This is a genomic window from Vibrio sp. YMD68 (assembly GCF_029958905.1).
Classification (GTDB): Bacteria; Pseudomonadota; Gammaproteobacteria; order Enterobacterales; family Vibrionaceae; genus Vibrio.
Genome location: NZ_CP124613.1, coordinates 29,571 through 55,839, shown reverse-complemented (window position 1 = coordinate 55,839; position 26,269 = coordinate 29,571). Strand labels below are relative to the sequence as shown.

Here is a 26,269-nt window from a genome sequence, read left to right as displayed (position 1 = left end):
TAAAGTGGCACCTAAAGTGCCCATTGATCTATTACATCAGGCCATATTTCCATTAAAACGGCCTTAATATCTGATTGTTGCTGGGCTGTAAGCTTGGTTTGCCAAGAGTTAAGTCGAGTAGACATGTCAATGTTAGTGCGGTCAGATTCGGAGACAACCGTTGCTTTATCCGATTTAATGTCAGCAATAATAGGTTGATTAATCGTGTTGGCGATTTCAGTAAACCCCGATATTGGATTTTGTAATAAAGATTCGTATTTAAATCCCTTTACATGTTCCTGCTCATAAGCAAAACGTTCACTTAATGCCCATAGAGCGGCAATTTTTCGCTCTGGTGTCTCATTGCGAAATGATAACAAGGTACCGAATATTTCTCGCTGGGTATGAGGCAGTTCGAGCTGAGATTCTTTAGCGTAAATTTGCCCAAAATCGACATCTTTGATATGCCATTTCCAGTTTGTTCTTAGCATGCTGTAAGCCACAGCCATTGGGTGGCGGCTAATGTGAAGGACTGTGGATAAAGCATAACGATCTGCTAAAAAAGGAATGAGAAACTGGCCTCTTACTAGCTTAATCACCACTTTTTTTCGCAAAGACTCACTAAGAGATCTGCGGCAAAGATAGTTGAACCCAGATCGTTTTGGGCTAATGCCGGAAAAGGACAGATCCAGTAACCTTAAATCTTCAGTATTAAATACATCTTGAAATAGGGGGATATGCGCCGAGGATTCGACAGGGCATCCGTCATGTAAAGGCAAAAACGAGCTAGGATCCAATGGTTCAAATAAAGTTTTTGCTCCAATGGATTGCGCCAATACCTCTTGTACCCAAGTTGTCCCGCTGCGCCAAAAACCACTAATCAATATGGGAGTAGTATCATTAGTGCGTGCAATTAAGTGATCGAGCACGTAGCTTGTTTTGCACATGAGTTCTCTAGAAGTAAGTTGCATTTATCGTCCTAGCTTGTGAGTTAATTGATATTGAACTGTTTTAGAAAGATTTATGGTGTCTTCTCTAGAAAAAATTAAACTAAATAAGCCATAAAAGGTAAGGAATATAAATCCACCATAGATAATCGAAATGAAGTCATGCATAGGGAATCGCTGGTGTATAAATTGATACGCTATATCAGTCAAAAGTGTGCTTGAAATTAACACGATAATTGAGCGTCCAATGCTGTTTATTAACGCTCTGAATTCAAATTTTAGTATCGTGAGCATAACGATGAAATAAGCAACGGTGAGTATAATGTTGGCAAAGGCAAATCCGATCGCAATGGCTTCAACGGTGGATTGGGTAAACCACATCAACGCAGTGGACAGGACGATTAACCCTGTGCGGAGAATGCTTAGTACTGTCATTAGGCCTATTTTCCCAGTCCCTTTGAGAAAGCCAATAAAGCCGCCCGTTGAGCTAGTAAATAGCATGCCAATACAAAGCCATTGAAACACTTCCCAGTGTGGGGCGAATTTTTTGCCCAGTAGCAAACCTGTAATTGGTTCGGCTAACACTGTGGCGAGTGCGTAAATACTGCCTAGAATAATTAAGTTTAACTTGATTGCCCAAAACAAGCTGTTTTGTTGACTAGATTGACTTTCTTTCTCAGCATTACTGTCAGACAAACCAGAAAAAAACGACATCATAAACCCTTGACCAAATACTTCTCTTGGTAATGAAGATGTTCGGCTCATCATGTTATATATGCCGGTATTTGCTGCGCCAGATACTTTGGATGTTAGTAACAGCGGAGCTTGATCGCCCGCCCACATGACAGTGTTATAGGCTGATGTTTTATAATAAAAAGGTAAAAAAGCTCTTAGAGTCGGAAGATCAAATATTCGTGTCGGTTTGATATCTGATGCACTAATAAAGGAAATGGTTTGAATCAGGTGCATTAATATATGCTGGATCACCAAGCTCCATGCGCCAAAACCGGAAAAGGCTAAGATAACGGCAAGTGTTGTAGCACTTGTGGAAGCGATGGCACTGATCTTTGCGATATACCCAAATTTCATTTTCGCAATTAGACGGCCTTGGTAAACCGACTGAATCATTAGTAATGGAAAAAGAACACATAATGCTTCTATATAGGGCAGAGCATCGGGAGCATTTAGCCAAACAGTGAGAGCCGGCGATGCGACGTAAACAATGCAGCCAAGCAACAGACCTACAGCCAAGTTAAACCAGAATAAGGTCGAAAAGATGTGTGGTCGTTTTTTAGTAAAATAGACAATGGTATCGACTGCGCCACCGTTTCCCAGAACGGTACTAATAAACATTAAAACAGCCATAGCTAAGGCGACGTTCCCAAAATCTTCAGGGCTGAGAATTCTAACCAATATTGGGATGGTCAGAAATCGAATGCCAGTGGAAAATAAACTTGCGGCGGAGTGCCAAAGTGCATTGATGGTAACTGCTCTCTTATTTAGTGACACGGACAAGTCCTTGTAAGTCATTATTATTTTTTAATGCTTGTTGAGATAACAGCTGAATCAGTGACAGGCACTGAACGTTGTCATAACACCATCGAGACGATGGAACAGCCTCCATTTTTTTGTGTAGTGACTGATAGCTAGCTTCGTTTACCGAAGCCAAAAAACCGCTCAATGATTGGCTAAAATCATCATCAATAGAGATCCCTAAGTCGAGATCGTTAAGAACTTCGGCCATAAAGGTATTTGCTCGGTAGATAGGAGGCACATTAAACAGGCCACCTTCATAAATTCGGTTCGGTAACAACCATTCTGAATTCCCACCTTCTTCGAAAAAATCCAAAGTCCAGTTAAAATCTGCCTGTTGGTAGATCTTTGCTAGGTCATCAGGGAAGCTATAGGGTCCCTTAAACTTAATATAGGGTTCATTGTTTACTAACGCCTCAAAGTCCGAAAACTCCGTATAAGCGGGTTTCCCCCAAATAGTGACAGTGACTTTCCCTTCTAGCTTTCGTGTGACTTGAGACAATATCTGCAGCGAGCGGTGACAGCGAATGGCTCCATTCCAGGTAATGGTAATATGATCTTTATCAAATGGCTTTTGGTAAAGAGGTGGCAGCGGCTTCGTGCTGAATACTTTATTTTCTAAGATAAAGTAGGGTAATTTTGTGTTTGAAATAGGTTGAAAGTAATTATCTATAAAACCTTGAGAGCTGGTTATGAGTAGAGAAACAGAATGGCAGAGTCGTTTCTCTATGCTTCGAAAAATATGACCGGCCCAGTTGTTGGCAATGAGAAATCGGTGGATATCAAGACACTCATAAATTAGAGGAACATTCAGCAGTGATTTTGCTTTGTTTCCTATTGCTAGCATATCGAGATTTCGAGCCATAATGACGTCAAAATCGTTGGTGTTTTTTAATGTCTTTTTTAGCTTTGCAATGGCTTGTACAACTTTAACGATACGCTGTATGAATGACGCATCAAAAGTTTCGCCTAGCGATAATGCGGGGCAACCACACAGTGTGGCTCCGGGCTTTTTGCCACGATAGAAGCCGATTAGTGTCACTTTCGCACCGCCATGCTTTAGCATCGATACTCTGCGTTTTACTGCAGCATCGTTAAGATCATGAACGATGTACAATATTTTCATGCTTTTCCCTCAAATACGATGATTGTTTTTTTTCCACAATCAAAAAAAGTTTTTCTGTTTAGAGTCATCCAAATAAGGCAAAGACTAAAATGGCTAAAATGGAACTGAGCAAAACCAGTTGTTTCCACGAAACTCTTTGCAAAGAAAAACAGGAGTAGTATGAAAATAAACACATCGAACAACTCCATTCCATGAGTTGCTCTGAGATAGGCTTGTTTTAAGCAACTTCCAACTATTAAGGCGATCGACAGAAAGCCGAATACTCCTAGCTCAACGTAATAATGAATGTATAGATTGTGAAAACCAAACAGTGCACCGACTTCTTTGTGCATTAATTCCCATATCTCGATCGCACCTGGATTATTGATATTCCAGTATGCACCATACCCTACACCCAAAAGAGGATTATCCTGAATAGAGTTAAAGCCAACTTGCCAAATCATTGTCCTGCCAGTTATGGTCGGATCCTTACCAAGTGAGTACATAAAGTTTTCGTAGTAACTAAAGTTGAAAAAATATATAACACTGAGAATGAATACAATTAAATACCCCACAATGAGTGGATTTATAATGCGTCGATTTATGATTGATATATTTTTAGTGGAATAAAAAAATATGGCCAAAGCGATGAATAAAACAGTGAAGAAAGCCAGGTTGGTTCCCAATGATTTAGCATAGTAAAAAACCACGATTGACAGTAATGTACAAAAGGATCCGAGTACTTTCATATAGGGACGCACAGCGGGTAAACATAACGTACCTATGCCTACCATGGCTGAGAAAGCAGCAAAACTTGACATGTTATTTTTACTGCCAAAATGTCCAATACGGACGACCTCCCCTGTATACGAGATAATGACGGTGTTATTCGAACTCAATCCGTAAAGCATTAAAGTGATTAAGCTAACCGTAAGCGCAGTAATAATGACTTCTTTTTTTACGGTGTAGATTAATGAAACACAAATTAGCGTTGTACAAAATATTTGAAGCGCTGATTTCAAAGATGACGCCGGTGTCTCTGACCAAAATGTTGACATAATAGCAACAACTGAAAAAGAGAATAGAGGCCAGCATTCTTTGCAGGCCGCAAGTGAATACTGATAGCGTTTCACGCAATGGAATAATCCAGACAATAGAAAAATGAAAGCAGCGGCTGAACTAATTAATGAAGCCGATATTAATGAAAATATAATGATATTCGTGATGAGTACATCATATTTTATAATTCCTTTTTCTAATGAAAGGCTTCGGTCTATGGGGCCATTAATGTTTACTTTCATAGATCCAGTCATTAATTGTATTTATCATATTTTTCACAACCAGATTTGAACCGTGCTCAGAAAGGTGTCCATAATCGCTGTAGAGCAATACATTCTGTTTTTTATATGGGCAAGTACCATCGATACAGAGGTTATTCATGGGGTCAATGAAGTTATTATGGTTAAGGATGTTGCTTAATTCCTGGTTTATATCTGGCCCAAAAATGATAGGCCATGAATGATTTTTTTCGTTCTTACCTTTTAGATCATTAATAATTGATACGTCAGTAATGAATTGAGGAGATTGGCCAATAACCAAATAGCGTACCCCCAGACTATCCAGTTCTGATAACGTAGATTCAAGTTTCTCTAATCCATTTTTTGCATGATCTGTCCATTTGGCGGAAATAATAACTAAGTCATATTTATTCTCTTTGATGACTTCGATAGCGTTTTGATTAAATGCATTGCAATAAGGTAATGCATAGGATTCAAAACTAAGAATTGGCGGGCAACCTGCAGAAGAATACTTTACAAATTGAGCATTTAATTCTTGACTGTTTAACTTTATTCCTGGCGCGTAGTGATTAAGAAACGAGTCACCCCAGAGCAATATTTTTGTTTTCTCTTCTTGAGTATTGTTAATGATGCACTCTGACTCACTCCACTGTGAATAATTTTTCGCATTCATTAAAAAGCACGGAGATGAGGAGGTTTTATTAACAGAGTCTACGAGATGTGGTTGGTCTGCTGGTTGTGAATTTAAATGCAATAGTACTACTGCTGTAAATCCAAAACCGGCCATTCCGACACCAGAGAATGTGAATACAGATGAACGCTTGGCGTTTTTACTGTAGCGGTAAGGTTTTTCAACAAAATGATAAGAAAATGCGGCCAGAGCAAAACTGATTATAATTATCCAAACAGTGTGATTGGTATTGAGTGGAGCGAGTAATTGATATCGAAAGAAGACAGTTACTGGCCAATGCAACAGGTATAAGGAATAGGAAATAGTACCAATATAAAGGAGTGGTCGCGTTGCTAAAAAATATCCAATAGGATTAGCCATTGTATTGTTTTCATATTGTTTGCTTCCTGCAAGGATGATAAATGCTGCACCCAAGCAAGGAATAACAGCACTATAGCCTGGGAAGGGCGTGTACTTATTATAGTAAACAGCCGAAAGAATAATCATTCCCAACCCCAGAAAACCTAAAATCCAAGATTGCCAACGAGATGATACCTTAAACGGAGGGACGGCTGCGATGATAGCACCAAGTAACAATTCCCAACCGCGAGTAGGAAGCATAAAATAATTTGCTGACGCAGCTTTGTCGATCAAATAACAGCTTAATATTAGGCTGATAAAAAAGGGAGGGTATAGAGCAAGTTTCCAGTTTTGGCCAAAATATCGATAGACCAAAAAAACATATATCGGCATGAAAATATAATATTGCTCTTCAACAGACAAAGACCATGTATGCAGTAGTGGTTTTAGCTCAGCTGAAGCTCCGAAATAATGAGTAGTCGACCAAAAATAGAAATTTGATACAAATCCTAAGGACGATAATAAGCTTTTTAAATAGTCATCAAACAGAGTTGGCAAGAACCAAACATAGCTAAAAACAGTAGTGATTAGTAACATGAAAAATAAAGCAGGCATGATGCGCCTAGCTCTTCGGAAGTAGAACTCGGTAATAGAAAATGTACCGTCATTGAGCATTTTGAGCAGGCTTAACATAATGACATAGCCTGAAATAACAAAAAAGACATCAACGCCAACAAAACCGCCACTGATGTTCTCAATACCCGCGTGATAGAGAACAACGATTAATACAGCGATAGCTCTTAAGCCATCGATGTCTGGTCGGTAAGTATGCTTATTTTCCATCATGGTTTACAGATACCTTCCAGAAGTGCTTTCAGCCCAATCAGCCAAAGAAGATTTCAATGTGTATCGATAGGTGTAACCATTCTCTGACAAGTAGTCAGCGTTGATGTTGGTTGAGCGAACAAGCTTTGTAATTCTTTCTGGGTTAATCCCTAGCCCAAACCCCTTAAAGTAAGAAATTAACTTGGCGGCACCAAATATGAGCTGCTTTGGAATACAGACCTTTTTTACGTTAGGGAAAGAGACTTCAGTAAAGGTATCAACGATCTGTTCGATGTTGTACTTGGTCGGGAAGGCACCGTTAAATGTCGCTATGTTTGAGTTTGACTCAGTACCAAGATTAGATGAATGAACAAACTCAATCGCTTCGAGCAGTTCTTTTACATAAATGCAGGCTTTGATGGTGTCTTTTCTACCAGGGAAAGGGAAATACCCTTTTCTAAGTACTTTGGCGAGTCGAGTAAAGTTGCCTCCCTCACCTTCACCAAACACAACAGCAGGCCGAACTATAGTCAGTGTTCTAGCTTGGTTGTCTTGTGCCCATGATTTATGAATAACTTCTGCTTGAGCTTTAGAAAATCCGTACGCCGAATTGGGTGTCAATGGCGACGTTTCACTACGACTTTCTTCATTTGGACCATAAACGGAAATCGAACTTGTGAAAATAATCTCTTTCACATCATGTTGTTTCGCAAACTTGGTGATTTCAAGTGCACCAAAAATATTGGTATCAAAATATTCAATATCCTCATGTCCAGGTGTCGTATGGACCGCTGCAAAGTTATAGATTCGATCAATTTTAGAATTAAGGTCAAGCGCTGAAAGATCACGTACATCGGCAGTAATATAGTCGACGTGATCGTGTTGTTCGCGAGGGGGAAGAATATCAAGTGCAAAAATATGGTGCCCTTGAGTTGTCAGTTCACGAATGAGATGCGTACCGATGAAGCCACTAGCTCCTGTTATCAAGATGTTCATATTGGTCTGTTATTCCTTTTAACTGGACTTAGTGCTTGCTTTGTACGCGTAGCTTGCGTAGTAGGCATTCGATTTTCGAGAGCTCGGCTCTTTGCTCTGATTCAGAATCACACCATCGATTTTGATGTCGTGGTTTAATATGTCGGACAATGTTTTGCGCACATGCTTTGTTTTGGTTGAGCCTGCTTTTACAACGAGCATTAGAGCTTTAGTAAGGTTACCAATGATTAATGCATCACTTACCACCATAGCTGGTGGGCAATCAATGATGATTTTGTCGAATTGCCCCTCTAGGGTTGCCAAGAGTTTTTCGAACTTTTTGCTTCCTAACAGTTCTTGAGGGTTGGGGGGAATAAACCCAGCGGGTAGTACTGTTAGACCTGAAGCATTGTCGTGATATAGGCATGCCTCTAGTTCTTCATCGAGAAGTAGATAATTGCTTAATCCACTCTGACTCATCGATAACCCAAATAACTTGCCCAGTGATGGACGCCTTAAGTCAGCATCAATAATAATGACACGTTCCATCTTAGTTAAAGAGAGCGCTAAGTTCGTTGCCATTGTGCTTTTTCCTTCAGCGGGTAAAGGAGAGGTCACAGCGAACAGTTTTCGACCTGTATTAGCAGAATTAAGTAAAAGTCGAGTTCGCAGTGATCGAACCGCTTCTGAAAATGGACTGTTCTCAACGCTTAGAAATCGATCTACTTCACGTCTAGGCTTAGATATCCAAGAACGCTTGAGTTTTGGAATCGAGCCAATAGGAGACAGGCCGATTTTCTCTTCAATATCTCCAGCCAGCTCTAAGTCATTTCGAACTGACTCTCTGAGAATAACGATTGAACAGAGTATGATCATTGTGAGCCCGGTGATGATGATAACAATCTTCAACTTGCTTGGTTTCGTTGGTTTCAGTGGCATTAACGCATGGTCTGTAATGCGAGCAACTGCGGCTTGGTAGTCGCTCGTTACGGATGTCTCTTTTTGTCGAGTTAAGAATAAGTCGTAGAGTTTCCGGTCGTTAATAACTTCACGTTCAAGCTTTTGGAACTCGGTACGCTTTAGAGACAGGTCTTGGAAATCCAGCTTCTTGCTATCAAGTTCTCGAAGTAGCGCTTGCTCTTGCTGCTTGGCGGCCGAGTATTCTTTCTCTATACCCTTTGCCAGTTGTGAAAGTACAAGAAGGGATCGTTCGCGTATCGATTTTAACTCGGCTTTCGCTTGAATCATTTTATCGTGCTTAGGACCATATCGCTTGGCTAACTGGGAGACCTGCTTCTCTTGATCGGCTTCGTTGAGCCTAAGATCGCGAATTTGCGGGTGATTAGATATTTCAGAAATTGCATAAAGGTTTGCGATATCTTGGTTCTTATTTTGTCGTAGCACGGTGTAAAGTGATTCGGCTGCGAGTCGTCGGTCACGTGCGTTGCCAATTTGAGTCGTTAGATATGTTAGCTCATTCGTTTGCAGTGAATCGATCCCAGCAGCATCGACTAAACCTTGCTCTTTTTGAAATAAAGTTAGCTTTGCCTCAGAGGTTCTTAGGCTATACGCTAATTCTTCTAGCTTCCCAGATATCCATCTGGTTGCTTCTTGGTTTATTAACAACTTTGCTTCGATATTACTGTCGATGTAAGCCTGGCCAACAGCATTGGCGAGCGTAGCTGAGGTGACAGGGCTGTACGACTCAAACGAGATGTTAACAAGTTGGGTTTTTCTAATAGGTGATATCGTTAATTTATTTTTAAAATTTTCAAGTACTAAGCGTTTTTTTTGGATTACTTGAGAATAACTATCAGAGGAAGATAGGTTGTTATCCGGCGAAATAATGATATTACGCAGGGCGTAGATGTAGTGGAAAATGAAGCCTCTAATACTAAAATAGCTATTTTCCCCATTAAACTCAGGGTTGTTTTCTAATTGGAATTGCTTAATCACTTTCTCAGCAATATGGTTGGATCTCATGATTTCATATTGCGTTTGATAGTATTCTTGCTGACTTGAATCAATCCCAACAATTTCCTCAATAGAAACTGCTTTACTTGCTTTTGCTTCGATTAATATGGTGGCATTTGCAGTGTAAATAGGCGGCATCTGCTTTGTGACTAAATACGTAGCGGAAGCCATTAATAACGAAATTAACATTATAACAATGGCGCGTTTCTTTAACGCAGAAATATATCGACTCACGTCAATGATACTTTCTTCAATTTTAAAGGTTTCTATATTTTTATTCATGTTGTGTTAGCTTAAAAAAAGCTTTCCTCAATCGTAATAATGTCACCAGGACGTACACTTTTGGTCAACTTGGTTTTTTTTGATTGGATACCAGATGCGTTGTTAGTAATGGTGATGCTGCTTTTCGCTGCTCTGTCGGTAAAACCACCAGCAAGTGCGATGGCTTTATCGATGGTGAGGCCTGGCTGATATTCATAACCACCAGGATTTTTTACTTCGCCATTTATATAGATTTTTCTAAATGAAAGTACACTGACCATTACTTTCGGCTCAATAAGATAATCTCCTTTTAAACCTAAGGTTATTTCTTCTTTGAGTTGTTGTGTGGTTTTATTAAGTGATTGAATTTGACCAAGGTACGGGTAATCAAAAATACCATTCGAGCTGATGAATAGCTCTTCAAAAGAGAGTTCAGGTTCCCCATAGACATGTATTTGTATCTTATCACCGGCTCCTAGAGTGTAGTGCTCTTCGGCAGAAATGACTGACGTTGATAAAAACAGGTTGAGAGTAAAAATAAATAGGCAGTTTATTAACTTCATTGTTATAACTCGATTCTTGTATACAGTCCGACTAATTGTTGGTCGTAGCGATAGGCACTCCAAGTAGAGTTTTTATCCTCTGAGGATAAGTACAACCCAAAATGGAGTATTCGGCTAAATTGATAATTGAAATCTAATTGATAAAGATACGTGTCATCTTCGCGATTTCCGATGTCTGAGCTAGCGGTATAGTCATCGTTTTCCCAACTGACTAGCGCTGTTGTTGAGAACCGTTCGAACCAGTCTTGTTTCCAACTCAACTTAACCAACGTTTCATTGATGTAGTCACCTAGCTGATCGGGATCTTCAGCGGATAGGGACGCGAACAATGACAGTTTGCTATGACGCTGAGGTAGCCAGTCGGTTTTTACTCTCCAACTCAAACCTGAAAAGTCGCTTCTTTCGTTTGAACTGAACTCTTTATCTTGCAAACCCACTGAGATCTCACCCAGGGTTTTATCTGTAATGTCCCACATCGCCCCTAGCGAGTAATAATCAGTGATATTATCTCTGTTTGCCGTATTTTCAGCGGTGTATTGATACTGCTTGTCGTCACGTTCCGCGGAAACTGAGAGCTTAGTTGAGGCTCTTAGGCGATAGAAAAAAGCGGCTGAAAACTGTTTGGAGGTAAAGTCACTGAATTGACTTCCGTACTGAATATTATTGCGAGTGAAGCTTTTGTAGTTCGTATAGGTTTTATCTTGGTAGCCTAGTCCAAATTTTAGTTGTCCCGTTGCGCTAGGTGCTCCGTATAAATAATGAGTCTGAATATTTTGGTTTGTATACTCTACGGGTTCAGCGATAGCAAGGCTTTCTAGGGTCCCTTCACTGAGGCCTGTGCCTCTTTCTTCATGCGTAGCATAATAAGAATACGTCAGTGAAAGATTATTACGTGGGTTAAAGCTGATGAGATTGTTTGACTCAAAATATTGGTCAGTGTAGTTGTCATCTTTACTGTTAAAGAAATAACCAGAGTCGATGACATACAGCAAGCTGTAGCGGCTCGCTGAGGGTTTATAGGTATACGCTAGCCCAGGAAATACTTTGATGAATGAAGATGAAATAGCATCAGTTTCATTAGCTTCGCGAGTCAGGTTATCGTTATAACCGGTATCTATATCGATAAGCGCAGTAATAGGTGAATCTTTAACTTCATCAAAGTTGAAATTTACCGGATTAGCGAAAGACACCCCTGAGCCAAAGATACACATCACCACTAGAGCAAGGTTACTTAGTCTTGTTCCATTCATGAGTTCACCCTTGTGTTTAGTAGGCATTTTTACCTGTAAACCCTTTAAAGATGGTTAAGAAGACAATCTTAATATCCATCCAAACTGACCAGTGATGAATGTAATCGAGATCGAATTCAACACGCTTTTCCATTTTATCTAATGTATCCGTTTCACCGCGATAACCGTTAACTTGAGCCCAGCCAGTAATTCCTGGCTTGACTTTGTGTCGCAACATATAGCGATCGACGATTTGTCGGTATTCTTCATTGTGGGTAACGGCGTGAGGTCTAGGTCCCACTATAGACATCGAACCGCCTAGAACATTAAAAAACTGCGGTAACTCATCAAGAGAAGTACGACGGAGAAAACCACCAAGAGGCGTTATTCTGGGATCGTTTTTTGTGGCTTGCTTTACGTCCTTTCCCTGCTCCATTGTGCTCATGGAGCGGAATTTCCATACTTTTATTTTTCGCCCATCTAGGCCGTACCTGTCTTGTTTAAAGATAACGGGGCCTGTTGATGTTGCCTTTACTGCAACGGCGATGACTAATAAGACCGGAGATATTAAGGTGAGAATAATGAAAGATAGAACGAGATCTTCTAATCGCTTAACCCAAGAGGCGATGCCTATAAATGGCGTATCATAGACACTCAATGTTTGAACGTGTCCAACTTGGTCCCAGCGAGAGTGGAGAAGGTTATAAGTGAAAAAGTCCGGTACAAGGTAGGTGTTGGCTGTAGTATCCGAAAATTGGTTTAAAAATTTAGCAATTCGTTCATTTGCATGCATTGGCATAGCAATGTAGACATAATCGACCGCCCCTTTCTTAGCTTGCTCAAGAGCCTCTTCGACGTTGCCAAGAATAGGGTAATCATTTTCAGCGTCTGAGCGAAACTTGTTGCGTTCGTCATAGAATCCTTCGAATTTGACACCATGGTATGGGCGGTTGACAAGCTCTCTTGCGAGGCTCATTCCCTGAGGCGTGCGCCCGACAATTATCGCTCGTCTTGCGTTGTAGCCGACGTGACGAAGTACGTTCAAGCTAATTCGAATAATACTACGCCATACAATGAGTGATAACGGCGCTGCGATGAACCAAATTCCAAGAACGACACGCGAGAACTGTTCACTCACTTTCGTAAAATAAACAACGGTAATAATAGTGATACAACAAATCAGCCAACAACTGAACGTGGTAATAATGTGATCACTTAGAGAGGTCGTACGCCATGAGCGGTAGAGATTAATGGTTTCACCGAAAAGCAAAAAGAGCAGAGAACCCAAAGCGCCAATAAGTAAATAGTCTTTTGTGAAGGTCGGAAGATAGAAATGCCCGATAATAAGCAGAACAGAAAAGATGATGCATAAATCGGTAATGCGATAGAGAAAGGCAAAACCTGTTTCATGTGAACGTATTAACCCTGTTTGACTCATAGTCTTAATTCCATTTGCTTTTCTGCACGCTACCGCCCATGAGTTATGGTTCTCAGTTACCGTGAAGGTCTTCCTTGGCTAGTCTTGTTTGCAACACAAACGTGAGACTAGAAATGTTCTGCTAGTGTAGTTATTTGCAGATTTCAAGACAGTGGAATAAAGAATGAAATTTAGACTTTAGGATAATACATTTTGTTAGTTACAAATTCGTACTTCACCTATAAGTACTGGTAAAAGCATGAGATGCATACCAAGGAAACCAAAACTAAAGGTCTAGCCGTAAATCAACGATTTACTAGAGAATATGATCATCGGCATACGTATATGGTTTAGGCATATACCTACGAGTAATGGGCTAATATAAAGATCAGAAGTGGATGAGTGCTCAGAGGCATTGAGGTGTTATATTCTCTGGCTATAAGGTGTTTGAAACCGTGTTCAATAATTGCAGCCAATGGCTTTAGTTTAAATATTTGGGTGATGTTTTAATGAGAATTTAAAAGTACTAAACAGAGAGAACGGGATCCCTCCCCCTAACACTATTAGAGCTATCTAGTTGTTAGGGGAGTATCGAACAAGGGAGCCACAAAATGTTGTTGCCAATGCTCTTGGTGCTACGACAATTATGGTATCAGGGTCGGCTCGATGTCTAAAGTGGACTCCCGTTTAATTTTTTTCGTTTGTAATTGCTTGGTATTCAAGAAGGTATCGGTGGCCAGCAATTTTGAGAGAGAGTGTTGATTGAGCGTATTCTCTTGGCTTAAATGCGCTCATCTGTCCTATGAATTGATCACAGACTGATTCAAAGTTCTCTATTTTAAATGTCATTCCACAGCGACTGTCAAAATATGGGACTGAAGAGACCTGTAAATCGGACGTGTTGTATTTAGCGAGCTCTGGATCAATGATCTTTTGTTCATTCCAAGCCAAGACAGGAATATTAGACGCAAGTGCTTCTTGATAAGCCAACCCCTGAGTCTCGTGTTCACTAATATAAAGAAGTGCTCGTGATGACTTTAGCCCCTCAACAAATTGCGAAAAATGATGGTGTCCATACCTCACACTGGTATAAGTCAGCCCACGTTTATCCAGATACGCTTTTATTCGTTCGGTAACTGACACATTTTTCTGTTCTCTATCCCAGTGGATTTTGTCATAAAGGAGAAAATCAAACTGCTTTGGATAATGAGAGAGATCAGTCAGTTTTTCACAATCAATACCAGCAAACCACGGTAGCATCTTGTCCCCACAAAATGGCTGATATATTTTTGTGAACCATTCACAAGGTTGAATAAGTTTTTTAAAACTGGGGTCATGGGTCACTCGCTGAGACTGATCGGGTAGCCCAAAATCGCCAGGGCCAAATATCTTTGGGTTGGGTAAATCCACAATATCAAGAACTGAAGGAAACCCAGCAACGCCAATTGGGTAATCGGGGTGCTTACGAGCAAGCTTGAAATCATTCACCCGTACATCACACCCAACCGCTTCTAAGCTTTTGACCAAACCTAAGAAAGCAGAATAAAACCCAGTAAATGACTGCTGTTTACAAAAAGATCGTTTACCGTTTCTTATTTGGTGATGCATCAGGGAGTGGATTTGTCCAATGAACCCTTCACGAGCTTTCAGATCATAACCATCAAAAAAGAGCAAAATTAACGGGCCTTTGGAAGTGTGAATCAACCCCTTTTGATTATTGAATTGTTGGTCTTTTAGGATACTACCCATCCAATGGATCCTCGCTCCGTTAAATACTGAGATAAATAAAACTAAGTTGGTAGCTTACTGACAATGGTCGAGGGATTAAATCGGCCAAAGTTAGATTTATAACAAAGGTGAGTATGGTTTTAGCATTAAAAACTAATACCTTAGTTCTAGATAGAAAGAAGCGGTAAGAGTAGAAACGGAAGGTACGGTTTGAAAACTGAAAATACAACGCGAGAAACGATAGCTGCAGCATGCACAGCTATCATTCTTCAGTGTCGATAGGAGAGGGATAACTCAATCGTAAATAGTCGGTATAGGTAGACGCTTATGTTGTGTCACTGTGTAGATATGAACCAAACGATCAGACGCTTCTTTACTCACCTCTTTGCCTTCTAAGAAATCGTCAATTTGGTCATAGGTTAGCCCGAGTGCGGCCTCGTCGGCTTTTTGTGGATCCAGTTCTTCAAGATCAGCCGTTGGGACCTTCTTAACTAATAGCTCTGGAGCACCTAAGGTGTTTGCTAACTCACGAACTTGGCGTTTATTCAAACCAAACAGTGGTGCCAAATCACACGCGCCATCACCAAACTTAGTGTAAAAACCCGTGATGTTTTCTGCAGAGTGATCGGTGCCTAATACTAAGCCGCCAACATACCCAGCAATTTCGTATTGAGCGACCATGCGAGCACGAGCTTTGACGTTGCCTTTTACAAAATCAACTTTGGCTTGATCTGTGGGCAGCAACCCTGTGCCATCAAGAGCGGTATGCGTGGCGCTGTGAATACCGTCCACCCCTTGTTTAATGTTAACAGAAACCGATTGTGTCGGTTTTATAAAAGACAACGCAAGCTGCGCTTCGTCTTCGTCTTTTTGCTCTCCATAGGGCAATCTAACGGCGATGAATTGGTAGTCATTACTTGATGATTGTTCGTTAAGATCATTGATGGCGAGTTGAGCTAAGCGACCGCAGGTTGTGGAATCCACGCCGCCGCTGATGCCAAGTACCAGTGACTTACAGCCAGATTGCTGCAATTTCGTCTTTATAAACTCAACGCGACGCGAGATCTCAAAGTGTGGGTCAATAGATGGGAGTACGCGCATTTCATCACGAATTATCTGTTCCATTAGTAGTCCTTTCCTGCAAGCAATAGTGTTCAAATCATCATTTAGTATTATCATACCTTAAACATTGAGTTAGAAAACTGAGAAAAGAGTTTTCATTTACGAACAGGAAAGAAAATGAGCAAAATTGCAGTATTTGGTAGTGCGTTCAATCCGCCAAGCCTAGGGCATAAAAGTGTCATTGAATCACTTGCTCATTTTGATCGGGTCTTGCTGCTGCCGAGTATTTCTCACGCTTGGGGGAAAGATATGCTGAAGTATGATATCCGTTGCCAACTCGTTGATGCCTTCATACAAGACTTATCCGTGGAGAATGCGCAGCGAAGTACCATAGAAGAGGAACTCTTTCAGCCAGGTTGTGCGGTGACGACCTTTGCTGTGCTTGATGCGTTACAAAAAAAACACCCAGATAGCGAGCTTACCTTCGTACTTGGACCAGATAATCTGTTCAATTTTTCAAAATTCTATAAGGCAGAGGAAATACTGCAACGTTGGAGTTTATTGGCTTGTCCAGAAAGAGTGAAAGTGCGCAGTACTGATATCCGAGAGAAACTTACCCATGGTTCCAGCATTGAAGGCTTAACCACACAAAAAGTCGCGTTTTTATTGAAAGAACTGTCAGTATATTAGATAATCCTGAACATAATGATGTATCTGGAAAGAGCGAATGAGACTCAAGGCAGTAATTTTATTATTGCTCGTCATTGCTCCTTTTGGAGTGAGTGCGTGTGATCTTTTTGAATCCTCTACGAATTACCGTGTTGATTCAGTTGTATTAAGTAACAGTTCTAGTGGTATTAATAACGGTGTTTGTTTTTCTGTCGATGACACACTCAATTATGCTCAAAAGCAGTGGATAGCATTAAGCGATACGTTTGACGATGAACCAACTGTCATTGGCTCATATTGGGATGATTGGGTCATGAATTCTGCATCTGATCCCTTTGTAACCCAGAATGTGTCGTCCAATTATTTTGGCCTTGGCGTATGGATGCCTAGCGTACTGGAAGATCAGTTAAGCTCAATGAGCACGGAAGAGTGGCTAATGAGTCACGGCTTGCAGTTGAGTGTCGGCTTTGGTGATAAGAAATCAGGTGAACCTAGAATGCGTTTTGACTATCGCTGGCACGAGAAATACAGCGGCGATGTGATGATGCAGTTTGAAGTGCCGTTTTAGGACACTCCAGAAGTTGGGGTTGAGATAGAAAAGTGAAAAAGGGAAATGATGACCATCATTTCCCTTTTTTTGTTCCTAAACTTCCTTATAACGGTATTGCTAGCCGATCATGAATTTAAACGGAGTGACATTTTATTTAGTTGTGAGAGAAATACAGTGATGTATGAAGACATTGTAGAGTCACGACAAATCGGAGACAAAAAAAAGCCAACTGCAAAGTTGCAATTGGCCGATATATCTAGTGTGAACAAAAAGGTTCACTAACAACGTCAGTTGGCTAGGTGACCCTCGGCTTAAGAAGGGTCATTTAAAGTGTTGCAGTATATGTGCCAAGTTTTAGAGTGCTTAATTGACTGCAATTACGTCAGTTTTGCTTTGTTTTTTGAACTGACTATACAAGGTTTATGCAAAGTGGATTGCAATTTGCGATAATTTTTAATTTTGCAATTAATATATGAATCAGTATGCGCTTTTAAATGTTAGGGATAGAGGCGGTATAGGGTTAAGTGGAGTCCGTTGAGCCGAGCTAAGTGAATGACCATGGCTCGAATGGCTAGGTTGGTATCGAAACAGCAATAATAGGTTGAATTGCAATAACGTTATATAGTTTAGTGCATATCGATAATGATATGATTTCTTGTCGATGTTCAGAAGTTACAAGAAGGCCATTCAGAAAATGGAAATAAAGCGGTTTAACAGGCGTTCGGTGCAAATGGTTAAGTGTACGTTAGTATTTTTTTGGGCTGTTATCGGGCTCAATTTGATGCCCGTTGCCTATGCAAAAGAGAATATTACCGTTTTTGCTGCTTCGTCTTTGACCAACGTATTGTCGGAAATCGCTCGTGACTATCAACAAGACCACAAAGTGAATATCCGTTTATCTTTTGCTTCCTCGTCGGCTCTAGCTCGACAGATCGTTTACGGTGCGCCTGCGGATATTTATTTCCCCGCCAATCAAAAGTGGCTAGATTACGTTATCGAACAAAAAGCCGTGGATGCAAATAGTCGCGTCACTTTGTTGAACAACTCGTTGGTTCTTATTGCCTCTGAATCCAGCGATCTATTAGCAGAAAACTATGCAGTAAAGAATGATGCAGTAAAAAAGCACGTGTTAGAGTTTGAATCATTAAGTTTAGTCGAATCATTGCAAGGTGGGCGATTAGCAATAGGCGATCCTGATCATGTGCCAGTCGGCGAGTACGCAAGAGAAGCTTTGATGTATTACCAACAATGGGACACGATAAAATCACATGTGGCTCGGGCGAATAATGTTCGAGGTGCATTGGTCTTGGTTGAAAGAGGGGAAGCGCCTCTAGGGATTGTCTATCAAACCGATGCCATTATATCTTCGAAGGTTCGCTCTATCGCGACATTTTCCCCACAGAGCCATGATGCAATTGAATACCCAATGGTTATGGTCAGTGATGAGCCGTCAATAGCGAGTCAAGCTTTCTTTGAATACTTGCAAAGTGAAGACGCGAAAGCTGTTTATATTCGACATGGTTTCGGAGTCATATAGCTGTGCTAACCGAATATGAAGCATCAGCGCTGCTGCTGAGCATCCAAGTGTCTACCGTTGCGGTTTTGGTCAGCTTACCCTTCGGTATTCTTGCTGCATGGGTGTTAGCTCGTAAGGAGTTTCGTGGCAAAGCACTGCTTGATGGGATGATTCATTTGCCTCTGGTGCTTCCTCCGGTTGTGATTGGGTATTTACTGCTGATTGCAATGGGTCGACAAGGCATCATTGGGCAGTGGCTGTACCATGTTTTTGGTGTCAGTTTTTCCTTTAGCTGGCAAGGTGCGGCTTTGGCTTCCGCGGTCGTTTCATTTCCTTTAATGGTGAGAGCGATTAGGCAGTCCTTAGAAGCGGTTGATACACGCTTGGAGCAAGCAGCCCGCACATTAGGAAGTAGCCCATGGCGAGTCTTTATGACCATAACCTTACCGCTAACCTTACCTGGTATCATTTCAGGTGTGATCATTGCTTTTGCTCGAAGTCTGGGTGAGTTTGGTGCCACGATTACCTTTGTCTCCAACATTCCTGATGAGACGAGAACGATTCCACTGGCAATGTATTCCTTTATCCAAACACCGGGTGCGGAGTTTCAGGCTATGCGCTTATGCATCATTTCTATTGTCATTGCCTTTGCTGCCCTTATCGCGTCGGGTTGGCTCACGAAAAAAGCGCAACAGAAAGGGGCATCGACATGCTAACCATTCGAGTCCAAAAGCAGTTGGGGGATCTAGTACTCGATGTACACGCCGACATTCCTCTGCAGGGCGTGTGCGCTATTTTTGGTCGTTCAGGGGCAGGGAAAACCTCATTGGTTAACCTATTAGGCGGCCTATCTACTCCTGATCATGGCGACATTCGATTAGGTGATGTGACACTGTTCTCCCGCAGTGAAACCGCCGTTAAGCAGAAAAGTATTAATCTCCCTCCAGAGAAGAGAAATATTGGTTATGTATTTCAAGAGTCGAGACTATTTCCCCATTATACGGTGAAGGGAAACCTTAATTACAGCGTTAGCTCACCGGATGAAAATCACTTTCAAAAAATCATCAGTCTACTTGGAATAGAGACGCTTTTAGACCGTTATCCCAGATCTTTGTCTGGGGGGGAAAAGCAGCGAGTAGCGATTGGCCGAGCATTATTGACGTCACCTTCCATGTTACTTATGGATGAGCCGCTTGCTTCATTAGACCTTCCTCGTAAGCGTGAATTGATCCCGTATTTGCAATCATTAGCTAAGCAGTTGAATATTCCGATCGTGTATGTAAGCCATAGTCTCAGTGAAATATTGCAGCTAGCCGATCACATGCTGGTGCTCAACGGTGGAAAAGTGATGGTTCAAGGCCCGCTGGCAAAGGTTTGGAACAGCGATGAAATGCGCCCTTGGCTTCCGGCTCAAGAACTCAGTTCACTGCTGCACGCCAAAGTTACCTCTCGCCACGCCCAATACCCAATGACACGCTTAGAGCTAAACGACGGTAATCACTTATGGGTCAACGGGTTACTCGATGAAGCACTGAACAATACGGTATTAAAAGTGAGAGTTGAAGCGAATCACGTTTCGCTGTGTACGTCCATTCCCAAAGACACTAGTATTCGGAATGTATTAAAGGGGATCGTCCGCGAGCTCTATTTCAATGAAAATGGTGAACAAGTACAGGTGAAAATTGCATTTGGTGAGGATGAACTTTGGGCCAATGTGACCACTTGGGCATGTGATGATCTTAGGTTAGAAAAAGGAATGAGTGTGTACGCGCAGATAAAAGGGGTGTCAATGGGGCCGACCGATATAGCGCACTCGCATTAGGTTTTATTTAAACTCTATAACGCAAGAAAATACAGTTAACGAAAAATAAAAAAACTCTATTTCAATATTTGGGTAGTGTTTAGCAATCTATGTTATCTCAGTGCTCGAACGCCATTTTATCTTGAGTGTTGAGGACAGATCGTTTTTCACTCCCGCATCTCATCTCTCATCTCTCATCTCTCATTGTTCAACAAAGAGTAGCAATCCATGACTCGCTTTGCCCTATGCATGATTTAAAAAACTTCAAATAAATTGTCACACCCTTCCACGCGCAACCGTCTAACTATATGTACCTGAATTAAATCACGTACTTTTACCTAGATACGAGGAAAAATATGCGAAACAGTGTGCCAAAAAGTTTTTTTAAAGCATCGTTATTTTGTCTACTAACGGCGAGTTTAACGAATATTTCATGGGCTGTAATGAACAAGGAAAACACAATGAATTCTGAACAAAACAAAGTACTAAATACTGTTGCAACAATGACATCGTCATTTCATAAAAAGGACATAACGGGTGTGTTAAACAGTTATGAAGACGGTGGCGCAGTGGTATTTGAACCAGGGACACCAATATCTGATCCTAAATTATTAAAAGAGATGTTCGAAGGTGCTTTTCTAATTAATCCTCAATTTGACTATCCAAATGGCCATGAGGTATACATTGTCAATGATATCGCCCTGCATATCGCACCGTGGGTAATGTATGGGACTGCGCCAGACGACACTCAAATTAAAGAAACAGGTTTGTCAGTGGCAGTGCTTCGAAAGCAAGCTAACGGTCAATGGTTAATTGTGTTAGACAACCCAAACGGCCAAGCGTTAATGGATTAGTAGTTTACGGGGACTTCATCATTCATGTGCGTCCTAACTGGCGCACATTTTAAGGAAATAGAATGGAAATTGAGAAATTGGTGACAGAGGCGGTTAATGGGAGCAAAACAGCGTTGGAAAGTATTGCTGCGGCTATACAGGACAATATCTACCATTTATCATTGAGAATGTTGGCCGACCCAGATGACGCGAAAGACGCAACGCAAGATATACTAATTAAAGTGATTACCAAGCTCAGTTCTTTTAGGTTCGATAGTAAATTCAATACTTGGGTATATCGAATTGCTGCCAACCATTTGATCTCAGAAAAGAAGATTACGAATAAAGATCCAGGTTTAACCTTCGATCTTTATAAGATGGATTTGGAACAGGATCTGCAACACCCTACGGGGTTACAAGACAACCCTGATTACCAAGTTCTCCTTAACGAATTGCGTATTTCATGCACTATGGGGATGTTACTGTGTTTAAATCCCGCTCATAGAATGGCCTACATACTTGGCGATATTTTGGAGTTAGATCATGAGGAAGCGAGCAGCGCTTTAGCGATTTCTAAAGAGAATTTTCGCAAACAATTATCTCGCGCAAGAATCAAAGTTGTACAGTTTACTCACCAAAGTTGTGGTTTAGTGAGCAGTCAATCCAAATGTCATTGTGATAAAAAATTGACGGGGGCGATTGAACGCAAACGAGTCACACCGAACCAATGCCATTTGGCGGCCAAGAGTAAAAGCAGCTACATTGAAGTGAAAAACATACTAGAACAGACTCAGCATGAACTGAAAACCTTAACGTTACAAAAATCGGTTACCGCTTATCATTGTCCTGATGAACTCGGTCAGATAATTGAATCATTAGTCGAGCAAAAATTTAAACTCCCAAGTAGCATAGAAATACGCCACATATAATTGGCGATATGTGCTATGAATAAGACAAAAAACGTGCGACTACTTTGATTAAAAAGAGGTTTGGGTCATATTAAGTCGTACTTTTTAGAGCGAGTAATTGTCTGGCAAATTCTGCAAACCCGTACCCACCGGGTCTATCGATCACAACAGAGGGTTTGGCAGAGAGCTTGTCCCAGTAGTGGCTGATATTCTGAACCCCTGCACTTTTAGGAAGAGTGGCAAACATCTGTTGATCATTGAGCGAATCACCGACGTAGCAACAACGACTAAAAATCTCTTTTTCCGATAAGCCCTTATCTTTAAGAAATGCCATCGACGTCTGCATTTTTGAATGTTGCCCATACCAGGCGTTGATATGAATAGAACTCGCGGTAGCATGCGCGCCTAACGCATGAATTTTGGCGATAATATCGTCGGTAATATCACTGCCCAGCTTCGGTCGATTTTGACCGATATCGATAGACACTTCACAAAGGCGGTAGGATTGATCGTGCGTCAGACTCAGATCAGGGTAGTTTTTTAATATCTCAAGGACCTGGCTTTTTAATCGAGCCTGACTCTCCTTAAGTGTTTCAAGCCCATCATCTGATCGCAAAGTGAGATAGCTTGATTGTTTTTCCATAATAAACGCGCCATTTTCACCTAACACGGCATCCACTGGCCAAAGCTGAGCAATATGATCACACCATCCTGCACAAGCACCGGTCACCGCAATCACTTTAATGCCCGCTTGCTGTAAATCGTTGAGTGCTACCAGTGTTTCTGGCGGCAGTTTCCCTTGCCAGGTTAGGGTGTCGTCCACATCGGTTAGCACCCAGTCAACGCCGGCCCAGTTAGAGTGTAATTGGTTTGGTACTGATTTCATAAATGGGTCCTTAATACTTTGATAGTAAGTTCGGCAAGAACATGACTAACCCTTCCGAATAGGTCAGGATCATCAATACCGCTAACAAGGCAAGCAGCAGGGGTGCTACCTCGCGTACAAAGTCGATGATTTTCACTTTTAATATGGAACATACGGTGAACATCATCGAACCGAATGGTGGCGTTACCCCGCCTATCATGATGTTCACGATGACGATAACGCCGAAGTGTACTGGGTTCACACCTAAATTAAGCACAGCTGGAAGTAGGAGAGGGGTAAGTATGATCATTGCTGCCCCACCTTCGATAAACATACCCACCACCAAGAGCAGTAAGTTGATGAGGAGAAGCAGAATCAGTTTGCTGTCGGTCAGCTGAATGAGTGCAGATGCCACGTTTTGTGGAATTTGTTCAAGCGTCATGTAATAGCCAAATACCATGGCACCGATAATGATAAACATAACCGCGCTGGTGCCTTGAATCGTTTCTCTCAGGATCAATTTGAAGTGATGAAGCTTAAGCTCACGATAGATAAGCGCACCGATGAGAGTACAAAGCAAGACGGCGATGGCGCCCGCCTCGGTTGGGGTAAACAGGCCAAAACGCATGCCGAGAATAATGCCAAATGGAATAAGCAATGCGGGTATGGCTTTCGCGAAATAGTGGAACCTTTCTTTCGCTGAAGCTGGAACAGAACGCGATGGCTTGTAGCCACGTTTTTTAGAAATAAAGGCTATGGTCGTCATCAGAGCCAGTGCCATAAGCAGGGCCGGAACGTAGCCGGCAATGAACATAGAATGCACAGACACATTTGCCAGTAAGGCAAAAATAATCAGGTTAATGCCTGGTGGAATGACTGGGCTGATACTGGAAGACGCCGCTGTGACCGCTGCCGTAAAGGGTAAGTCATAACCCCGTTTGGTCATTTCGGGTGCCAGGATTTTAGATTGCATTGCTGCGTCGGCATTAGCAGAGCCTGAAATCCCGCCCATTAAGGTACTAAGCAAAACGTTAACGTGTGCTAGCCCTCCTGTTTTATGCCCAATCATAGAGTCAGCAAAGGAAAGCAGACTTCGACTGATGCCTGCGTAATTCATGATGGAGCCCACCATGATAAAAAAGGGTATCGCCAGCAAAGGGAATGAGGATGCAGAGGAAATAAACCGTTGCATCACAAGACTGACCGGAATAGAGGTATTGATAAATAGAAAGTACCCCAATGCTGACGCGATCAATGAGAAGGCAATGGGTACATTAAGCAGAAAAAGGATAAACAGAAGAATAATTGGTAGATAAATGTCCACTTTGATCACCTAATGAGTATTGGCTGACGAATCGTTAGTTGAATGTGTTAAATCGTCTTTGATAAATCTCAGGGTATGTATCGCCATAAGAGAAAAGCAGAGGATCAGCACGCCATTAATAGGGAAATAAGAGATGCCCATGACAGGGGTGACTTTCGTGGAAAGCATGGTGTAGTCAAAACTGAGATAGGCCATGATGACGTTGAGTATGAGCAAAAACACAGAGATGACTAAACGAAAAGGGCGTTTCATTTTAGCGGGCAATAAAGTCATGATGACATCAACACCCATATGAAGTTTATGTTTATAACATGAGCTGATACCGAAGTAGACGGCCCAGATAAAGCAAATCACCGAGAGCTCTTCACTCCAAGGAACAACAAAACCGAAACCATAACGCAGAAACACGTTAATGATGACCATTAAGACGGTCACGGAAATGGCCGCAGAGGCTAAGATTTCTTCAAAGTTTGCTAAAAAACGCATGTTGACTCCAAAAAGCAAGCGCAGAACCGAAGAGGTACGCCCCTGCTATAAATGCGCAGAGGCGTTGACGGGCTCCAAAAGGAACTGTTTTATCGAAAGTAACTAATTTATCGAAAGTAACGGTTTCATCCCAAAGGGACGAGTTCATCTAAAAGTGGCTATTTCATCGCGCGGATTTTTTCCAGCTCAGCATTGATCGTGGCGTGTATGCCTTCACTCCATGCTGGGAACTGGTTGTAAACATCAGCCGTTAGCTTGCCAAACTCAGCGGTATCGACCTCGTTAAACGTCACACCTAAATCTTCTAGCTTTTGCATGTATTCCGCATCAAGCTTCACTAACTCGCTGGTGTTAGAAACCGCACCGGCTTCTAGCTCTTCCATCACAATAGTCTGTTGCTCAGGTGTTAGCTTGTCCCACACTTTTGGAGAGATGTACAAACCAACAGTGCCGAGGAAGTGCTTAGTAAAAGACATGTTTTTCGCCACTTCGTACATCTTGGTTGAATACATGGTTAAGATAGAGCCTTCCAGCCCGTCAACGACGCCTTGCTGGACACCTGCATAGGTTTCAGGAAATGGTAGAGAAGCCGGTGACGCACCCATCGAAGATAAGGTGCTGATAAATAACTGACTTCCAGGTACACGAATACGCATGCCTTTCATGTCAGCAGAGTTCTTAATTTCTTTGTTGGTGATCATGTGGCGGAAGCCAAACATGTAGTCGGCATTTAGAATCTTGATGCCTTTATCTTCTGCTTGTTGTGTGAGGTCGGCAACGAAATCGGTTTTCATCATTGCGAGATATTCGTCATAAGAGTTGTATAGCATTGGGCCAGCCAGTGCTGCGAAATCTGGCACATAGTCGCCAAGGTAGCTTAAATCTTCGACTGCAATCCAATCTGCGCCATTAACAACCTGCTCTAGATTATCTTTATAGACGGGCAGCTGTCCGCCTGGGAACACTTTGATGTTCACACCGCCATCAGTACGGGTGCGGATTTTTTCCGTGACTTTAATCAGCTCTTTGGTCAGCAACTCATTTTGAGTAAAAACCAAGCTCATATTGATATTGACAGGATCTTGTGACGCGGCCATTGCCGATCCACTTCCTGTGACGCCGTATCCAAATAGCGTTGCAGCCGTCAATACCGTTCCCAGTAGTAGCTTTTTCATTATCTTAACCCTCTATTTTACGAAGTAAGGTGTCCATTTTATGGTCACACTCGGTTAGGAGTGCCTGTGTATATTTTGAGCATCTATGTCATTGGAGAGCGTACAATATAATATCCACTGTTACGTTCATATGAACAAATTAATATTCACATGAATGTTGTGATCTTGTTAACGAATTGAACTCGGCGAAGATTAATGCGTTCTATTGTCTTGAAA

Annotated in this window: 23 protein-coding genes; 7 read left to right on the top strand and 16 right to left on the bottom strand. The window is 41.6% G+C overall.

From position 1 onward, the window contains the following. Positions 1–11: 11 nt before the first annotated feature. The 12 genes from QF117_RS00255 to nadE all read right to left on the bottom strand — a co-directional run bounded on the left by QF117_RS00255 (position 12) and on the right by nadE (position 15,989). Positions 12–950 (bottom strand): sulfotransferase, encoded by a 939-nt coding sequence (locus tag QF117_RS00255; protein WP_282385411.1) that lies wholly within the window; start codon positions 948–950, stop codon positions 12–14. Beyond that, entirely contained in the window at positions 951–2,435 is a 1,485-nt protein-coding gene (locus QF117_RS00250) for an oligosaccharide flippase family protein (protein WP_282385410.1), read from the bottom strand. Beyond that, a complete protein-coding gene (locus tag QF117_RS00245; RefSeq protein ID WP_282385409.1) occupies positions 2,422–3,585 on the bottom strand; it encodes a hypothetical protein in 1,164 nt (387 codons plus the stop codon). The genes QF117_RS00250 and QF117_RS00245 overlap by 14 nt, the downstream gene beginning before the upstream one ends. Next, entirely contained in the window at positions 3,582–4,865 is a 1,284-nt protein-coding gene (locus QF117_RS00240) for an O-antigen ligase family protein (RefSeq protein WP_282385407.1), read from the bottom strand. Before QF117_RS00240 ends, QF117_RS00245 begins: the two co-directional genes overlap by 4 nt. Then, positions 4,849–6,738, bottom strand: a complete 1,890-nt coding sequence (locus QF117_RS00235) for an acyltransferase family protein (RefSeq protein ID WP_282385406.1) — start codon at positions 6,736–6,738, stop codon at positions 4,849–4,851. The genes QF117_RS00240 and QF117_RS00235 overlap by 17 nt, the downstream gene beginning before the upstream one ends. 3 nt (positions 6,739–6,741) lie before the next feature. After that, the gene (locus tag QF117_RS00230; protein ID WP_282385405.1) at positions 6,742–7,713 is read right to left on the bottom strand and encodes an NAD(P)-dependent oxidoreductase; all 972 of its coding nucleotides are present in this window, start codon (positions 7,711–7,713) and stop codon (positions 6,742–6,744) included. A gap of 18 nt (positions 7,714–7,731) precedes the next feature. Further along, the gene (locus QF117_RS00225) at positions 7,732–9,948 is read right to left on the bottom strand and encodes a polysaccharide biosynthesis tyrosine autokinase (protein ID WP_282385403.1); all 2,217 of its coding nucleotides are present in this window, start codon (positions 9,946–9,948) and stop codon (positions 7,732–7,734) included. Between the two features lie 11 nt (positions 9,949–9,959). Next, positions 9,960–10,490, bottom strand: coding sequence for a polysaccharide biosynthesis/export family protein (locus QF117_RS00220; protein ID WP_282385401.1), 531 nt, complete (start codon positions 10,488–10,490; stop codon positions 9,960–9,962). 2 nt (positions 10,491–10,492) lie between these two features. Next, complete coding sequence (locus QF117_RS00215; RefSeq protein ID WP_282385400.1) at positions 10,493–11,740, bottom strand: outer membrane beta-barrel protein; 1,248 nt, start codon at positions 11,738–11,740, stop codon at positions 10,493–10,495. A 16-nt stretch (positions 11,741–11,756) separates the two neighbouring features. After that, entirely contained in the window at positions 11,757–13,157 is a 1,401-nt protein-coding gene (locus QF117_RS00210; RefSeq protein WP_282385398.1) for an undecaprenyl-phosphate glucose phosphotransferase, read from the bottom strand. Between the two features lie 666 nt (positions 13,158–13,823). After that, positions 13,824–14,885 (bottom strand): glycosyltransferase family 1 protein, encoded by a 1,062-nt coding sequence (locus QF117_RS00205; protein WP_282385396.1) that lies wholly within the window; start codon positions 14,883–14,885, stop codon positions 13,824–13,826. A gap of 273 nt (positions 14,886–15,158) precedes the next feature. Then, positions 15,159–15,989, bottom strand: a complete 831-nt coding sequence (nadE, locus tag QF117_RS00200) for an ammonia-dependent NAD(+) synthetase (RefSeq protein ID WP_282385395.1) — start codon at positions 15,987–15,989, stop codon at positions 15,159–15,161. Positions 15,990–16,103: 114 nt separating this feature from the next. Between nadE and QF117_RS00195 the strand changes: the two genes are divergently transcribed. From QF117_RS00195 to QF117_RS00165, 7 genes are all read left to right on the top strand, one after another. Continuing rightward, a complete protein-coding gene (locus QF117_RS00195) occupies positions 16,104–16,616 on the top strand; it encodes a nicotinate-nicotinamide nucleotide adenylyltransferase (protein ID WP_282385394.1) in 513 nt (170 codons plus the stop codon). Between the two features lie 37 nt (positions 16,617–16,653). Next, positions 16,654–17,163, top strand: coding sequence for a hypothetical protein (locus tag QF117_RS00190; protein WP_282385393.1), 510 nt, complete (start codon positions 16,654–16,656; stop codon positions 17,161–17,163). 712 nt (positions 17,164–17,875) lie between these two features. Beyond that, positions 17,876–18,682, top strand: coding sequence for a molybdate ABC transporter substrate-binding protein (modA, locus tag QF117_RS00185; protein ID WP_282385392.1), 807 nt, complete (start codon positions 17,876–17,878; stop codon positions 18,680–18,682). A gap of 2 nt (positions 18,683–18,684) precedes the next feature. After that, positions 18,685–19,377: a molybdate ABC transporter permease subunit gene (gene modB, locus QF117_RS00180; RefSeq protein ID WP_282385390.1), complete on the top strand. Its 693-nt coding sequence runs from the start codon at positions 18,685–18,687 to the stop codon at positions 19,375–19,377. Beyond that, positions 19,371–20,483: a molybdenum ABC transporter ATP-binding protein ModC gene (gene modC / locus QF117_RS00175; RefSeq protein ID WP_282385388.1), complete on the top strand. Its 1,113-nt coding sequence runs from the start codon at positions 19,371–19,373 to the stop codon at positions 20,481–20,483. Before modB ends, modC begins: the two co-directional genes overlap by 7 nt. Positions 20,484–20,923: 440 nt before the next feature. Beyond that, positions 20,924–21,316, top strand: coding sequence for a DUF4440 domain-containing protein (locus QF117_RS00170; protein ID WP_282385386.1), 393 nt, complete (start codon positions 20,924–20,926; stop codon positions 21,314–21,316). 62 nt (positions 21,317–21,378) lie between these two features. Continuing rightward, entirely contained in the window at positions 21,379–22,224 is an 846-nt protein-coding gene (locus QF117_RS00165) for an RNA polymerase sigma factor (protein WP_282385384.1), read from the top strand. A 70-nt stretch (positions 22,225–22,294) separates the two neighbouring features. On the opposite strand, the gene QF117_RS00160 is transcribed toward QF117_RS00165, so the two are convergent. The 4 genes from QF117_RS00160 to QF117_RS00145 all read right to left on the bottom strand — a co-directional run bounded on the left by QF117_RS00160 (position 22,295) and on the right by QF117_RS00145 (position 26,053). Then, the gene (locus QF117_RS00160; protein ID WP_282385383.1) at positions 22,295–23,089 is read right to left on the bottom strand and encodes an HAD-IIB family hydrolase; all 795 of its coding nucleotides are present in this window, start codon (positions 23,087–23,089) and stop codon (positions 22,295–22,297) included. Positions 23,090–23,099: 10 nt separating this feature from the next. Continuing rightward, the gene (locus tag QF117_RS00155; RefSeq protein ID WP_282385382.1) at positions 23,100–24,392 is read right to left on the bottom strand and encodes a TRAP transporter large permease; all 1,293 of its coding nucleotides are present in this window, start codon (positions 24,390–24,392) and stop codon (positions 23,100–23,102) included. A 9-nt stretch (positions 24,393–24,401) separates the two neighbouring features. Further along, the gene (locus QF117_RS00150) at positions 24,402–24,878 is read right to left on the bottom strand and encodes a TRAP transporter small permease (RefSeq protein WP_282385380.1); all 477 of its coding nucleotides are present in this window, start codon (positions 24,876–24,878) and stop codon (positions 24,402–24,404) included. A gap of 158 nt (positions 24,879–25,036) precedes the next feature. Beyond that, complete coding sequence (locus tag QF117_RS00145; RefSeq protein WP_282385378.1) at positions 25,037–26,053, bottom strand: C4-dicarboxylate TRAP transporter substrate-binding protein; 1,017 nt, start codon at positions 26,051–26,053, stop codon at positions 25,037–25,039. Positions 26,054–26,269: the final 216 nt, after the last annotated feature.